The organism is Betaproteobacteria bacterium (assembly GCA_016720065.1).
Classification (GTDB): Bacteria; Pseudomonadota; Gammaproteobacteria; order Burkholderiales; family Rhodocyclaceae; genus SSSZ01.
On record JADJXY010000002.1, the window covers coordinates 805,844 to 821,260 of the forward strand.

At 67.8% G+C, this 15,417-nt stretch carries 14 protein-coding genes; all 14 read left to right on the forward strand.

Annotated elements, in window-relative coordinates:
* The first annotated feature begins 24 nt into the window (after positions 1-24).
* The 14 genes from IPM73_07000 to IPM73_07065 all read left to right on the forward strand — a co-directional run bounded on the left by IPM73_07000 (position 25) and on the right by IPM73_07065 (position 15,398).
* Positions 25-942 (forward strand): hypothetical protein, encoded by a 918-nt coding sequence (locus IPM73_07000; protein MBK8917785.1) that lies wholly within the window; start codon positions 25-27, stop codon positions 940-942.
* Entirely contained in the window at positions 917-1,555 is a 639-nt protein-coding gene (locus IPM73_07005; GenBank protein MBK8917786.1) for a hypothetical protein, read from the forward strand. Before IPM73_07000 ends, IPM73_07005 begins: the two co-directional genes overlap by 26 nt.
* Positions 1,552-1,941, forward strand: a complete 390-nt coding sequence (locus IPM73_07010) for a hypothetical protein (protein MBK8917787.1) — start codon at positions 1,552-1,554, stop codon at positions 1,939-1,941. Before IPM73_07005 ends, IPM73_07010 begins: the two co-directional genes overlap by 4 nt.
* Positions 1,907-2,860, forward strand: coding sequence for a hypothetical protein (locus IPM73_07015; GenBank protein ID MBK8917788.1), 954 nt, complete (start codon positions 1,907-1,909; stop codon positions 2,858-2,860). The genes IPM73_07010 and IPM73_07015 overlap by 35 nt, the downstream gene beginning before the upstream one ends.
* Complete coding sequence (locus IPM73_07020; GenBank protein ID MBK8917789.1) at positions 2,857-3,945, forward strand: 6-bladed beta-propeller; 1,089 nt, start codon at positions 2,857-2,859, stop codon at positions 3,943-3,945. Before IPM73_07015 ends, IPM73_07020 begins: the two co-directional genes overlap by 4 nt.
* Entirely contained in the window at positions 3,938-6,601 is a 2,664-nt protein-coding gene (locus IPM73_07025; GenBank protein ID MBK8917790.1) for a hypothetical protein, read from the forward strand. Before IPM73_07020 ends, IPM73_07025 begins: the two co-directional genes overlap by 8 nt.
* Positions 6,576-7,595 carry a cytochrome c biogenesis protein ResB gene (locus IPM73_07030; protein ID MBK8917791.1) on the forward strand — a complete coding sequence of 340 codons (1,020 nt, stop codon included), beginning with the start codon at positions 6,576-6,578 and terminating at the stop codon, positions 7,593-7,595. Before IPM73_07025 ends, IPM73_07030 begins: the two co-directional genes overlap by 26 nt.
* Before the next feature lie 12 nt (positions 7,596-7,607).
* Positions 7,608-8,417, forward strand: coding sequence for a cytochrome c biogenesis protein CcsA (gene ccsA, locus IPM73_07035; protein MBK8917792.1), 810 nt, complete (start codon positions 7,608-7,610; stop codon positions 8,415-8,417).
* Positions 8,414-10,234: a hypothetical protein gene (locus IPM73_07040; protein ID MBK8917793.1), complete on the forward strand. Its 1,821-nt coding sequence runs from the start codon at positions 8,414-8,416 to the stop codon at positions 10,232-10,234. Before ccsA ends, IPM73_07040 begins: the two co-directional genes overlap by 4 nt.
* A gap of 210 nt (positions 10,235-10,444) precedes the next feature.
* Positions 10,445-12,409: a heme lyase CcmF/NrfE family subunit gene (locus tag IPM73_07045; GenBank protein ID MBK8917794.1), complete on the forward strand. Its 1,965-nt coding sequence runs from the start codon at positions 10,445-10,447 to the stop codon at positions 12,407-12,409.
* Positions 12,410-12,415: 6 nt separating this feature from the next.
* On the forward strand, positions 12,416-12,943 hold the full coding sequence (locus IPM73_07050) for a DsbE family thiol:disulfide interchange protein (protein ID MBK8917795.1): 528 nt from the start codon (positions 12,416-12,418) through the stop codon (positions 12,941-12,943).
* Complete coding sequence (locus IPM73_07055) at positions 12,936-13,397, forward strand: cytochrome c-type biogenesis protein CcmH (protein ID MBK8917796.1); 462 nt, start codon at positions 12,936-12,938, stop codon at positions 13,395-13,397. Before IPM73_07050 ends, IPM73_07055 begins: the two co-directional genes overlap by 8 nt.
* Positions 13,394-14,617, forward strand: coding sequence for a c-type cytochrome biogenesis protein CcmI (gene ccmI, locus IPM73_07060; protein ID MBK8917797.1), 1,224 nt, complete (start codon positions 13,394-13,396; stop codon positions 14,615-14,617). The genes IPM73_07055 and ccmI overlap by 4 nt, the downstream gene beginning before the upstream one ends.
* Before the next feature lie 166 nt (positions 14,618-14,783).
* Positions 14,784-15,398, forward strand: coding sequence for a DUF3365 domain-containing protein (locus IPM73_07065; GenBank protein ID MBK8917798.1), 615 nt, complete (start codon positions 14,784-14,786; stop codon positions 15,396-15,398).
* Positions 15,399-15,417 lie beyond the last annotated feature (19 nt).

The window sequence follows — 15,417 nt, forward strand, 5'->3', positions numbered from 1 at the left end:
CGGCCCCTATCGGAGACCCTGGCCATGAACGCCAAGCTGTATCGAGCCGCCACCCTGCTGGCCCTCCTGACCCTGCCGGCCCTGCTTGGGGCGGCGGAGCCGGGAGCGCCGGATAGCGCGGCGACCCGCCTTGCCTCGACCAAGCCGGACAAGGACCAATTGACCTACCAGCTCGAATCGGTGGCTACCCTGCTGGAATCTTCGTCCGCCGCGCGGCAGATCGAGGCCAGCAAGGCGCCGGAGGCAATGGCCCGACGCGACAAGGCGAGGGAGTTACACAAGGCCGCGCGGGCCGCCTTGCAGGCCGGCGACCTGTCCCGGGCGGCGGCGCTCCTGTCCGAGGTGCGGGCAAGCTTTTTCGACGCCGTGCGCATGGCAGCGCCGGAGGAAGTGCTGGCGAAGAAGCTGGAAGCGGACTACCGGGCGCGGCTGGATAGCGTCAATGCCCTGCTGGGCGCCTACCGGCGCGTGGCCAACGAAAAGGGCAGCTCGGGCAAGATGATTGCCGATACGGTGGCCCAGATCGACCGCCTGGTGGCCGGCGCCGCCGTTTTGGCCCAGGCCGGCAAGTACAAGGAGGGGAGGGCGGAGCTGGATCGGGCCTACCTGGTGGCCAAGGCCAGCGTCAGTTCCCTGCGCAGCGGCGACACCCTGGTACGCACCCTCAATTTCGCCAACAAGGAAGAGGAGTACCACTACGAGATCGACCGCAACGACACCCACCAGATGCTCATCAAGGTGCTGGTGGAGGAAAAGCGGGCCTCGAATCCGGCACTGGACCAGCAGGTACAGACCTTCACCGCCAAGGCGAAGGAGTTGCGGGGCGCCGCCGAAGCCTCGGCGGCGAAGAAGGATCATGCCCAGGCCGTGCGCCTGCTGGAAGAATCGACGGCCGAACTGGTCAAGGCCATCCGCAATGCGGGAATCTACATTCCGGGCTGATTTCCGATCCACACTTGCCGGGGCCCGGACGAGAACCCTCGCCCGGGCCTTGGCGCTCGTCTTGGCGGCGTTTCTCGCCGCCTTTTTCCATGCTGCCGCGGCGGGCGAGTGGCAGCCCCTGGCCCGGGACGGCGTGCACGATCCCAAGGGGCCGGGCATCAAGCTCCTGCAACAGCCGGCCGACGCGCTGGGGAAACTGGCCCCCGACCACGCGGGCAATCAGGTCCGCTGGGTTCAGGCCCTGGAAAAAGGCCAGATCGCCCCGCGGGAGAAACTCAATCCGGCCCGGGAAATCCGCAAGCTCGACCAGGACATCATTCTCGACCTCAAGGGCGGCATGCCGGCGGTGCGCTTTCCCCATCGCCAGCACACCGAATGGCTCGACTGCAGCAATTGCCACGATGGCCTGTTTCGCATGCAGACCGGCGGCACCAAGATTTCCATGTTCCAGATCCTGCAAGGGGAGCAGTGCGGCGTGTGCCATGGGGCCGTCGCCTTTCCCCTGACCGAGTGCATGCGTTGCCACAGCATCCCCAAGGAAGCGGGCAAGGCGCCGCAGTTGCCCCCGGGAGCCGATCCCGCCACCCATCAGCCGGGACGCCCGGGGTCATGACCAGGATTGCCTCCATGGGCGGCGTCCTTGCCCTCGCATTCCTGTGCCTGGCGGGCTATACGCCCCTCGCGGCCGCCGAGTACGCCGATGTGGTCATCAATCGGCAGTCGGAGCGCAATGGCATGCGGCCGGTGATCTTCCCCCACTGGTTCCACCGCATCCGCTTCCGCTGCAAGGTTTGCCACGCCGAACTGGGATTCAAGATGAAGGCCGGCGGCAATCCCATTACCATGACCGACATCATCGACGGGCGCTACTGCGGCGCCTGCCACAACAACGACATCGCCTGGGCGCCTGAGCGCTGTGAGCTGTGCCATTCGGGCAAGCCCGGGCTTCCCACGGGAATCTACGGTGGACACGAAACTTCCGGCCCCGGCCGCTGGTAGGCCCCTCGATGCCCGGCGCCGACGCCTGCTTCTGGCGGGGGCGCTGGCGGGCCTGAGCCCCGCGCTCCGGGCGGGATCTCCTGCCGTATTGATTCCCGGGCCGGTGCATGTCGGTGCGCGCCTCCTGCAAAGGGTGTCGCCCACCGGCATGCCGGAAGCGCGTCCCGACACCTTCGGGCCGATGACCCTGTTCGTCTTCCCCACCGCGGTGGCGGCGACTCCCTTCGACCTCTACATCGTCGACCCCGGCCTGGGGGCGCTCCTGCGCTATGACCCGGCCCTGGACGCCATGGCGCCGGTGCGGGGGGCCCGGGTGAGTCCCCAGTCCCGCATCGCCGCGCTGCCGGATGGCTCGGTTGCCCTGGCCAACGGCGGTGCGCTTCCGGTGCAGCGCTTTGCCCGGGGCGGGCGCCAGATTCAGACCGTAGACCCGCAACTGGGGTCGGCCCCTTACGACGACATCGTCGCCGATCCGTCCAGCGGGCGGTTCTACGGTCTGGACCGGGTGCAGGGTCGCCTGGAGGAGACCATGCCCCAGGGACGCGGCGGCGTGGTCCTGCCGCCGGGACTCCTGCCCGATCTGCCGGTTGCCCTGGCCATGGACGACAGGCGGCTCTACGCCGCCGGACGCGTCTGCGCCTGTGTCGAGGCCATCGACCTGTTCGGGAGCCGCAGCAAGGAAGTCGTCGCCGAGGCGCTGCCCCAGGTGATCGCCCTGGCCGCCGGTGGGGGCTGGCTGGCCATCAACGAGGGCAGCGAGAGGCTGCTGCGCCTCTACCGCGATGGCCTTTTGCGGGTGGAGCGGCACCACAGCGATCTGCAGCTGGTCAATCCGCAGGGGATGGCCCTGGCCAACGGGACGCTCTACGTGGCCGATGCGGGCGCGCGTCGCATCGCCACCTTCAGGTTGCGCCCATGAGCTTCGTCTGGCGCCCGCTACCGCTCCTTGCCGGTCTGATGCTGCTCTTGGCCGGTTGCGCCTCGGAACCCCTGGTCCTGCGCCTCAACCTGGCGCCCGAAGCGACAAGGCGCATCCACTTTCCGCCCGAGGCCGACAGCGAAGTGCCGCGCTACGTCTATGCCGGTGAGCTGCTGGGCGAGCAGAATTTCGTCCCCGCCGAAGGGCACCGGGACGGCTTCCTGACGGTGCTGGGCAAGGCCATCGCAGGCTTCTTCGAAAACCCGGAGCGCACCGTGCTGCAAAGGCCTCAGTCCGGCGTGGTCGACGAGGACGGACGCATCCTGGTCACCGATGTGAGCCGCGGTGCCGTGTTTGTCTTCGATGAAAAGGCAGGACAACTCGACCTGTGGGAATTTGCCCAGGGATTCCGCCGCTTCGTGTCTCCCTCCGGCATCGCCCTGGGCCCCGAAGGCCGCGTCTTCGTGGCCGATGCCGACCTGAGGCGGGTGGTGCTCCTGGACCGGGAAGGAAAGGGAAGCGGGATCGTCGGCCCCGACCAGTTGCAGCGGCCCACGGGACTGGCCTGGGACGCGGCCGCCAGCCTGCTCTACGTCGCCGATACCGAGGCTCACCAGATCAAGGTCTTCGACCTCACCGGACGGCTGGTGCGCACCCTGGGGAGACGGGGGGAAGGGCCGGGCGAATTCAACTACCCCACCTCCCTCGCGCTGGCACGGGACGGCCTGGTGGTGTCGGACACCATGAACGCCCGTATTCAGGTGCTGCCCCTGGAGGAAGGCGGGCCTCCCCTGGTGTTCGGCCGGCGCGGCACCCGGGTGGGGGATTTCGTGCGGCCCAAGGGGGTTGCCGTCGACGGCGAGGACAATCTCTACGCCGTGGAGTCCTACCACGATCACTTGCTCATCTTCGACCGGCGTGGCCGCTTCCTGCTGCCCATCGGCGGCACCGGCAAGGAGGTCGGACGGTTTTACCTGCCGGGGGGCGTGTGGGTGGACGCCCGCAACCGCGTCTTCGTCGCCGATACCTTCAACGGCCGCGTCGTCATTTTTCAATTCCTGGGCGGAGGTGCCGAAAGTGAATGAAACCCGTCCATGGCGCCGTCTCGGGGCCTGTGCCGCGACGCTCCTGTGTCTCGCCGTCGTCTGGCTGGCGGCCGACCCGGCCCGCGCGGCACGCATTTCCGATATCCGCGGGACCAAGCACAATCTTTCCGCCGCCGCGGACGGGAGCGCCTATACCCGGGGCGATGGCAGCAGTGGAAGCGTCACCACCCGCACCCTGAAGGCGGCCAGCGAAACCCAGGTCTGCGTCTTCTGCCATACCCCCCACGGGGCGACCGCCTCGACGCCCCCGCTGTGGAATCGCAAGGTGGCCGGGCAGGGCTATACCCAGAACTATGTCATGTACGACTCGTCCAGCCTGGACGCGAAGCAGATCCAGGGCGCCCTGAATCAGCCCGGGGGCAGTTCCAAGCTCTGCCTGTCCTGCCACGACGGCACCATGGCCATCGGCAGCGTCAATGTCCTCAACGGTCAGGGCAGCGCCTCGACGCCGGGCACCCAGGTCGTCACCATGACCTCCGGCGGGGTCGCCGACACGCCGGGCGCCCAGCACCCCATGCCGGGCGGCGCCGGAGCCGCCACCGGTTTTACCCGCAATCTGGGGACCGACCTCGCCAACGACCATCCCATATCGGTCACCTTCGACGCCACTCTGGCCAGCCGCGACGGCGAACTGCGCACGCCGGACAACATTCTGGTTGGCCAGCGGACCCCCAGCGTGCGCCCGAAACTGCCCCTGGAAAGCATCGCCGAGGCGGGCAACCAGCCGCAAATCCAGTGCGCCAGTTGCCATGACCCCCACATCCGCGAGCAGAACGAAGCCACGGTGGGCAACCAGAAATTCCTGCGCCTCAACCGTTTCCAGGAAAAGAATCCTCCCAGCCCCACCGGCTTCGACAGCACCGACAACTCCGGCGACATCATCTGCCTGGCCTGTCACGACAAGAACGGCAGCAACGGCGCCTGGGCCTATTCAGCCCACGCCAATCCCCTGGTGGCCACCCAGACCTACCTCTCCGCGGCTGCGACGCAGCGGGAGTTTCCCGCCGCCATGCCGGTCTGGAAGGCGGCCTGCCTCAACTGCCACGACACCCATACCGTGGCAGGATCGCGGCGCCTGCTGCGGGAAGGCACCGACAGCGCCACGACGCCCAAGTCGGGGGGCAATCCGGCCATCGAGGAGACCTGCTACCAGTGCCATGCCTCCGCGGGTCAGGCTGTCATCACCCCGACCACGACGGTGCCCAATATCAAGGATGACTTCACCACCCTGGCGCGTCGCATGCCCATCCGCTCGTCGGATCAGGCCGGGGGAAGCGAGCGGCACGACATCAACGCCAATTTCAACGACGGAATCTTCATCGACTGCACCCTGGCCACCAGCCGCTGCGGCAAGGATTTCCTGGAAAGCCGGGCTACCCTGGGGGTTAGCAACCTGAGCAACCGCCATGCCGAGTGTACCGACTGCCACAACCCCCACCGGGTGGTGAAGTTCCGCGATTTCCGCGGCGCCGCCGGCTCCGGCAGTCTGACGGGAACGCCCGACGCGGCGGGTACGCATCGTCATACCGACGACGTCAATACCGTCCACAGCAATATCGCCTCCGGCGTCCTGCGCGGCGCCTGGGGGGTGGAGCCGGTGTATGGCTCGGCAAGTTTCAACAGCCTGCCCACCAGCTATCTGGTCAAGCGCGGCGATCCAGGCAACAGCACGGATTCCAGCGCCAGCGCCAACCATGTGACGCGGGAGTACCAGATCTGCCTCAAGTGCCATTCGGACTACGGCTATTCGGACAACAACAGTCATCCGGCCGGCAACCGGCCCACCCTGGGCAGTTTTACCGGCGGCACGCCGAGCGGGACCAACAACCTGACCCAATACACCAACCAGGCCCGGGAGTTCCAGGCCCCCCTGACCCACAAGGGCGAAGTGACGACGACCGACAGCGGCGCTTCCAGCACCTACAGCACCGCCAATCACCGCTCCTGGCATCCGGTCATGGACAACACCGGCCGCACCCCGGCCATCCGGGCGGCCAACGCCAACAACTGGAACTTCCCCTGGCGCAACGCCGTGGGCACCCAGACCATGTACTGCACGGACTGCCACGGCTCAGGCGTCGCTTCCGGGTCGGCGTCGGTCATTCCTACCGGGGGCGAGAACGGCAGCCCCTGGGGGCCCCATGGTTCGAACAACAACTTCCTTCTCAAGGGCCAGTGGAACAGCAGCACCGGCACCGGGCAGCAGAACGACGGCCTGTGCTTCAAGTGTCACAGCTACACGCTCTATGCCACCCGAGGCAACGGCACCAGCGGCTTCGGGGGCAGCAAGGACACCAATCTGCACTCCTACCACGCCGACAAGATCGGCCGCATGCGCTGCAGCTGGTGCCACGTGGCCGTTCCCCACGGATGGAAGAACAAGGCCCTCCTGGTCAATCTCAACGACGTGGGGCCGGAAGCCGGTCTGGCCGCCAATACCCAGGTGCGCAACAACACCACGGCGGGCTACAACCAGGAGCCCTATTACATGAATGCCCTGCTCAAGGTGCGCAACTTCAAGACCAGCGGCAACTGGTCCGATACCGATTGTGGCTCGCGGGGGGCACCGGGCAACGGTCAGAGCGGGCGCAACTGGATGAAGGACTCCAATGAAAATTGCGCCAACCCTCCCTGAGGTGCTGGCCAGAAAGCGGCTGTCGCCGGGGGGCTGGGTCTCCGCGCTGGGATCCCTCAAGCTTACGCTGGCCATTCTTGCGCTCCTCGGGATTACCGTGGTCGTCACCTACCTGAGCGAAGCCAGGCCCGCCTGGGTGGTGATCCTGCCGCTGGCGGCGGCGGCGCTCAACCTGGCGGCCGCCATCACCAGCAATGGGGTCTTCCGCCGCCGCCTGCCCCTGCTGGTCTTTCATCTCTGCCTGCTCGCGCTCATCCTCCTGGTCCTGGCCGGACGCCTGACCTATCTCAAGGGCAGCACCGAAGTCACGGAGGGAACCTGGTTCGAGGGCAACTTGACCGCCTTCGAGGCCGGCCCCTGGCACGGGGACGGCTACCGCCGCTTGCGCTTCGCCAATAGGGGATTTTCCATCGCCTACGAAGCGGGCTTGCGGCGGGGGCCGACGCGCAACGCCGTGAGCTATGTGGACGGGGAGGGCAGGCCCCGCGAGGCCGTCATCGGCGACCAGACCCCCCTGGTCATGGCCGGCTACCGTTTCTACACCAGCCACAACAAGGGCTTTGCTCCCACCTTCGCCTGGCTTCCGGCGGGCGGCGCCGAGGCCATCGTCGGATCGGTCCATTTGCCGGCATATCCCTTGCATGAGTATCGCCAGGCCCAGAGTTGGACCTTGCCCGGATCGGGGCAGGAAGTGTGGGTTCAGCTCGTTTTCGAGGAGAACCCCCTCGATCCCGACCGGGCCGGCGAATTCCGCATGCCAGCCCGGCATGGGGTCGTGGTGCGCGCAGGCGAAGGACGCTGGGAAGTCGGCCCGGGGGCGGAACTTGCCCTGCCGGGCGGAAAACTGCGCTACCTGGGGCTGCGGGCGTGGATGGGCTACACGGTGCATTACGACCCGACCCTGCCCTGGCTGTTGGCGGCTGCCGTGGCGGCAGTGCTGGCGCTGGCCGCGCACTATCGGGAGAAGTTCGCCGAGCGGCCCTGGAACGTTTGAGCAAGGAGCCTCATGCTGGAAGTCCAACTGCTGTGGTTTGCCCTGCTGGCCTACGTCGGCGCAGGGTCGGCCGCCATTTTCGCCCTGCTTCTGCACAAGCGCTGGGAGCGTTCCATTCTGGCCGGGATGGTCCTGGGACTGCTGGCCCATACCGCCTCCCTCGCCGTGCGCTGGGCCACCCTGGGTCACGGTCCCTTCGTGACCCTGTTCGAAATCCTGTCCAGCAACGTGTGGAGCCTGATGCTGGCCTTCACCCTTGCGTACTGGCGCATCCCCGCCCTGCGTGCGAGCGCCGCCGTGGTCATGCCCATTCTCTTCCTCATGATGGGCTGGCTCATGATGACCAGCCCCAAGGCCGGGCACTTCCCGCCCACCTACCATACCCTCTGGCTGTACATCCACATCGGCTTCGGCAAGGTCTTTCTCGGTGCGGTCCTGGTGGCGGTGGGCCTCGCCGGGGTCATCCTCCTGCGTCGCACGGCCTGGGGAGACGGGCGCTTTGCCCGCCTGGCGGCCAGCGATCACCTCGATGAACTGGGCTACCGCTGCCTGGCCATCGGTTTCATTTTCGAAACCCTGATGCTCATCGCCGGAGCCATCTGGGCCCAGGACGCCTGGGGTCGCTACTGGGCCTGGGATCCGCTGGAGACCTGGGCCTTCGTCACCTGGCTCACCCTGGGCTTTGCCCTGCACGCCCGCCACACCTACCGCCTCGGGCCGGAACGCAGTTCGCTGCTGGTCATGGCCGTCTTTGCCATCGCTTTCCTGACCTTCTTCGGCGTGCCCTTCGTGTCTACCGCACCGCACAAGGGGGCCGTGTGAAACCGGAACCCAGCCTCCTCGCGCGAGCCTGGTTCGGCCTGGCCCTCGCGGCCCTGGGGGTTTCCGCCCTGCTGGCCGTCGTCCTGGTGGCGGCGCGTACCCCCTTCCTCGGTCTGGGCGGCGGTTTTTTTCGTACCGCCCTGGTGCTGCACGTCAACCTGGCGGTGGTGGTCTGGTTTCTCGCCGCCGCCGCCGGGGCCTGGACGCTGGTCCGCGGCCGGCAGGACGCTGCCGGCTGGGCGGCCTTTGCCCTGGCCGTGCTGGGAGTCGCGCTGATCGGCCTGGCTCCCTTTCTGGGCGGTCCGCCCCCGGTCCTGGCCAATTACCTGCCGGTCCTCGACAGCCCGGTGTTTCTCTGGGGGCTGGGACTCTTCCTCGCTGCCGCCGTGCTGGCCGGGGTGTTGTCGGCCACCGGCGGCTGGGGGGCGGTGTCACCCCTGCCGGTCCAGGCCGTGCGCTGGGCTGCCGTTGCCATGACGGCCGCCCTGGCGGTTTTCCTCATCGACCGCGGGCGGGCGCCGGCCTCGCGCCTCGTATTGCCGGTCACCCTGGACGATCAGCTGTGGGGGGCAGGGCACCTCCTTCAGTTTGTGCACACCCTGCTCATGATGGCAGCCTGGGCGTTGCTGGGCCGCCGCTTCCTGGACGCCGTTCCGCGCTTCGCGGCCCCGGCGGGATGGGCGCCCGCCGCGACGGCGCTCTTTTCCCTCGGGGGCGTCTACCTCTCCCTGCATTGGGATGTGGGCAGCGGCGAACAGCGCGGCGGCTACACCGACCTCATGCGCTGGGGGCTATGGCCGGGACCGACCCTGCTGGCGGCGGGCCTGCTGCTGGGCGCCTGGCGGCACAGGGGGCAGGGCTTCGACGGCGGTGAGCGCTGCCTCCTGGCCTCTGTGGCCCTGTACGCCTTCGGCTGCCTGATCGGCGCCACCATCACGGGCAACGCCACCACGGCCGTGCCTGCCCACTACCACGGTACCGTCGGCGCCGTCACCCTGGCCTACCTGGCTCTCGCCCTGCGTCAGACCTCGCCAGCGGCAGCGTCGGCTTTCCGCTTGCCTCTGGTGTACGGAGGCGGCATCGCGATCCTGGCGGCAGGACTCGGCTGGTCCGGCCTGCTCGGAATTCCGCGCAAGGCGACCCACGCCGAACTTCTGGATCAGGGCAGCGCCTATCTCACGGCCATGGGCCTGGCCGGCCTGGGGGGCTTCGTGGCCCTGGCGGCGGTATTGGTGCTCAGCGCGCGATTGCTGCGCGCCGGCCTGCGCGGCGCGCGGAATGCGCAGGCGCCGAGGCGGGACGTGCGCCTGCGGGCGGCCGGCGTCACGCTGGCCGCCGTCGTGGCCGGCGGTGCGGGACTGAGCTTCCTGCCGGGCCTTTCCCCCACGGTTCCCCTGAGAGCCGACGGCCACGTGGCGGAAAAGCGCCGACTCGAGATCGACCAGCGTTTTGCCCAGGGGGTCGTGATGCTGCACACGCGGGAATACGAGCACGCCCTGGCTGCATTCCATCGCGTCCTGGAATTGGCGCCGGAGATGCCGGAAGCCCACGTGAACGCGGGGTTTGCCCTGCTGGGCCTGGGGAAGTCCGCCGCGGCCAGGGATTTTTTTGACGCGGCGACGTCCCTGCGACGGGACCAGATCAACGCCTACTATGGTTTGGCCCTGGCCCTGGAGGGAACGGGCGACGTCTTCGGCGCGATGCAGGCCATGGAGAGCTACCTGCACCGGGCGCCGGCCGGCGACCCCTACCGCCGCAAAGCCGAGGCGGCGGTGTGGGAATGGCGCGCCCGCCTGGAGTCGGAGCGCAAGGGCTGAGTGCCTGCGAAAGTCCCCTTCGCCCCGGAACGTCATGCGAGCAGCACAAGGATTGGGAAATCTCCCGGTTTATTCCCAGTTACGGGAAGTGCTTCCCGGGACTGAGAAGAAGCGGGCAAGCCCAGGCGTCGGCGGGCCTAGCGCAATCGGGTCGCGGCGCTTGGAACCGATCTTGCTACCGCTTGCCGCATTACCCTGCGGAGTTTCTCGATGATTGCGGAATTCGGACACCTCAGCCTGATCCTGGCCTTTGCCGTGGCCGTCATTCAGGGCGTCGTCCCCCTGGCGGGGGGGCTCCGGGGCGATCGCCGCCTGATGAGCCTGGCGCGCCCGTCGGCCCGGGCTCAGTTCGTCGCCGTTGCGCTGGCCTTCGCCTGCCTGGCGCAGGCCTTCCTGGCCGACGATTTTTCGCTGCGCTACGTGGCCGAGCATTCCAACAGCCAGTTGCCGGCCTTCTACAAGTTTGCCGCGCTGTGGGGCGGCCACGAGGGCTCCATGCTCCTGTGGGTCTTCATCCTCAACCTGTGGACCCTGGCCGTGTCGCTCTTCAGTCGCCGCCTGCCGGAAGAGACGGTGACCACGGTCCTCGCCGTCATGGGCCTGGTATCCATCGGCTTCCTGGCCTTCCTGCTCTTCGCCTCGAATCCCTTCGAGCGCCTTCTTCCCGGCCCGCCCGACGGGCGCGACCTCAACCCGCTGTTGCAGGATCCAGGCATGGTCTTCCATCCTCCCCTGCTCTACATGGGCTATGTCGGCTTTTCGGTGGCCTTTGCCTTCGCCATCGCGGCCCTGATCGCCGGGCGTCTGGACGCCGCCTGGGCCCGCTGGTCGCGTCCCTGGACCACGGTGGCCTGGGTCTTCCTGACCCTGGGCATCGCCCTGGGCTCGTACTGGGCGTATTACGAGTTGGGCTGGGGCGGCTGGTGGTTCTGGGATCCGGTGGAAAACGCTTCCTTCATGCCCTGGCTGGTGGGGACGGCCCTCATCCACAGCCTGGCAGTGACGGAAAAGCGGGGCGCCTTCAAGAACTGGACGGTGATTCTCGCCATCCTGGCCTTTTCGCTGTCGCTGCTGGGAACCTTCCTGGTGCGCTCCGGCGTGCTGACCTCCGTGCATGCCTTCGCCACCGATCCCCGGCGCGGCATCTTCGTCCTGGCCTTCCTCACCATCGTCGTCGGGGCTTCGCTGACCCTCTTCGCCTGGCGTGCGCCCAAGGTCGGCCTGGGGGGAAGTTTCGCCGCCCTGTCGCGGGAGTCCCTGCTTCTGCTCAATAACGTCCTGCTCACCACGGCGGCCGGAGCAGTGCTGCTCGGCACCCTGTATCCGCTGTTTCTCGACGCCCTCGACCTGGGCAAGATTTCAGTCGGTCCGCCGTACTTCGAGGCGGTCTTCACGCCCCTGATGATCCCTTTGGTCATCCTGGCGGGCATCGGACCCTTTGCCCGCTGGAAGGCGGCCAGCGTCTCGGATTTTGGCCGCCTTCCCCGTCTGGCGGGCCTTTTCGCCCTGGCGATCGCCTTGGTTCTCCCCCTTCTTCTGGGCCGCTGGAGCCTGCTGGTCGTGGTCGGGATCGCCCTGGGGGTGTGGTGTGTCGTCTCCAGCCTGGTGCAGGTCTGGCAGCGCGTGGCGGGAACCTCGGCGGGGTTCGCGACCCGCCTGGGGGGCGTGCCACGGGCCCATTGGGGCATGCTCCTGGCCCATGCGGGGGTCGGTGTCTTCATCCTCGGCGTCACCCTGGTCAAGGCCTACGAAACCACGGCGGACGTGCGCATGGCCCCCGGCGACACCACCACGGTGGGGGGCTATACCTTCAGCTTCAAGTCCATCGGCGAAGTCAAGGGGCCCAATTACATGGCCGCCCGGGCGATCGTCGAGGTGAGCCGGGACGGCCGTGCCCTGGGTATTCTCGAACCCGAGAAACGCATCTATGCCGTGCAGCGCATGCCCATGACCGAAGCGGCCATCGATTCCGCCATCCTGCGCGACCTTTACGTCTCCCTGGGCGAGCCCGTCGATCGCGACACCTGGATCGTCCGCGTGCAGCACAAACCCCTGGTGAACTGGATCTGGTGGGGTTGCGTTCTCATGGCCCTGGGTGGTGCCCTGGCGGCCAGCGACCGGCGCTATCGTCTGGCTGCCCGCCAGGCCCGGGCGACGACGCTGCAGGAGGCTTGAGCATTCATGCGTCGCTTCCTGCTCCCCCTGGGCGTATTCCTCGTTCTGGTCGTCTTCCTGGGTGTCGGCCTGCGGCTCAATCCGCGGGAAGTGCCGTCGCCCTTCATCGGCAAGCCTGCCCCCCCTTTCAAACTCAGCCAGCTCCATGCGCCGGAGCGCAGCATCGCCCCGGAGGACTTGCGGGGCGAAGTGTGGCTCCTCAACGTCTGGGCTTCCTGGTGCGTGTCCTGCCGGGCCGAGCACCCGGTGCTGCTCGAACTGGCGCGGCGCAAGGCAGTGCCGCTCATCGGGCTCGACTACAAGGACGACCGGGAAGCCGGCCGCGACTGGCTGGCCCGCAACGGTGATCCCTATCTCCTCTCGGCCTGGGATGGCGACGGCCGGGTAGGGATCGACTATGGCGTCTATGGCGTGCCGGAAACCTTCCTCATCGACCGGGCCGGCGTCGTGCGCTTCAAGCACGTCGGCCCCCTGACCGAGGCCATCGTCAATGAAAAGATCATTCCCCTGGTGAAGGAGCTCAACGGTGTGTAAATGGCTCACTCTGGTCGTCCTCGGTTTCTGGCTGGGAGGGGGCCTCGCCCGCGAGGCTGTGCCGGTGGCGGCCGACCCGGTGGCGGAGGCGCGGGTCCAGAAGCTGGCGGAACAGTTGCGTTGCCTGGTCTGCCAGAATCAGAATCTGGCCGACTCCCACGCCGACCTCGCCGAGGATTTGAAAAGCCAAGTGCGGGAAATGGTGCAAAAAGGGCTGTCCGACCGGGAAATCATCGATTACCTGGTGCAGCGCTACGGAGACTTCGTCCTCTACCGGCCGCCGGTCAAGGCGACGACCTGGCTGCTCTGGGCGGGGCCGTTTGCGCTCCTGGCTGTAGCGCTTTCGGTCCTGGCAGCCAGGCTTCGCCGCCGCCGGGATGTCGCCGCCCTGAGCGAGAAGGAGCGCGCCGCTGCGCGCAGGCTCCTGGGCGACGACGAAGGAGAGCGCGCATGATGGTGTTTGCCGCTCTGGCCGCGCTCCTGATCGGTGTTCTTGCCTCGTTCCTGATCCTGCCGTTGGTGCGGCGCCAGGTGGCTGCGGGTGAGGGCAATTCGGCCCCCGAGGTCAATCTCGCCATTTTCCGCGAGGAGGGGGCGCTGCTCGAGCGTGAACGGGCGGCCGGTACGCTGGACGAAGCCAGCTATCACTCGGCCCGGGAAGAGCTCGAGCGGCGGGCCCTGGAGGATGGGGTTCCCACGGCGCGGCACGGCGCTGCTTCCGCCCCGCGTCCGCGGCTGGCGCTCGTGCTGGGCCTCTCGCTGCCGGCGGCGGTGGCCGGCCTGTACCTGCTCGTGGGCACGCCGGAAGCCTTCCATGGTGCGGCAGGCAAGCCGGGCAGCGGCGACGGGGGCCACGCCCTGGGACCGGAGCAGATCGTCGCCATGGTCGAGAGGTTGTCGGAGAAGCTGCAATCCAATCCCAACGACGGCGAGGGCTGGCTCATGCTGGCCCGCTCCTATTCCGTCCTTGGGCGCTTCCCTGAATCCGCCGCGGCCTACGGTCGGGCGGTCGGATTGCTGCCACCCAATGCCCAGACGCTGGCCGATTTTGCCGACACCGTCGCCATGGCCCAGGGCCGCAAGCTGCAAGGTGAGCCCGAGCGCCTGGTGCGGCAGGCGCTGGAGGTGGATGGCCGCAATCTGAAGGCCCTGGCGCTCCTGGGCACGATTCGCTTCGAGAAGGGAGACTACCCGGGGGCGATCAGCGAGTGGCAGAAGATCCTTGCCCTGGTTCCCGGCGACTCCAATGTCGCCCAGGGTATCCAGGGCAGCATCCGCGACGCCGAAAACCGCCTCGCTGCGGGTGGCGGCACCCCAGCCCCGGCGCCCGCAGTCTCGCTGAGGGGGCGGGTGACGCTGGATCCGGCGCTGCGGGACAAGGTGGCGCCCGGCGACACGGTATTCATCTTCGCCCGGGCCGAGCAGGGGCCCAAGATGCCTCTTGCCATCGTGCGCAAGACCGTGGCGGACCTGCCGCTGGACTTTGTCCTCGACGACAGCCAGGCCTTGTCGCCCAACCTGCGCCTGTCCCAGCAGGCCCGGGTGCTGGTCGGCGCCCGCATTTCCCGTTCCGGTGACGCGCAGCCCCGGCCCGGGGACTGGCAGGCGGCCCCCGCGGCGGCGGTTCCCGGCGGCGGCGATGTTAGACTGGTGATCGATGCGGCAGTAAATTGAAGTTCCAGGAAACGACTGACTCATGGATGACCGTTGTGGCTGAGCCCTTCGCAGGGGCGCAGAAACGACCTGGCGAAACCCCAGTTTGCCCAGGGGGTGCGCTTCGTCGGAGCCCAGGGTGAACGGGATGGGTCGGTGTTTCCCCAACCTCCTTGTGGGAGCGGCTATGGTGCCACTGTCGAACGCTTGTTTTGCGGTGCCCTTGCGGGGCCTTGCGACGCTTGTGCTGGGGGCGGCGCTGCTCGCGGCCGGCCCCGCCCGGGCCGAGGAGGAATTGCGCCGCCTGACCGAGGACGCCCGCCGGGCTTCGGGACAACTGCTCTCCCAGATCCGTGGGGAAGTCACCAAGGAGATGGAGCGCACGGGGCCCATCCGGGCCGTCGTGGTATGCAAGTACAGCGCGCCGGAAATCACCTCCAACCTGTCGAGGCAGACCGGCATGCGGGTCACCCGCGTGGCGCTGCGGGTTCGCAACCGGGCGCTGGGTGAGGCGGATCCCTGGGAGCAGCAGGCCCTTCTCGATTTCGAGAAGCGTGTTGCCAAGGGTGAGAAAGCGGAATCCCTCGAAGTGGCGGAGATCGTCAGCGAACCCGCGGGACGCATGTTCCGTTATGCCAAAGCCATTCCCATGGGGCAGCCCTGCATGGCCTGCCACGGACCCACGGCAGGCATGTCGGACGCGGTGCGGGCACAGATTACCAGCGAATACCCCCACGACCGGGCGGTGGATTTCGAAGTGGGGCAGATTCGGGGTGCCGTTTCCATCAAGAAGGCTCTCTGAACCCGGGACGGGCCGCCGT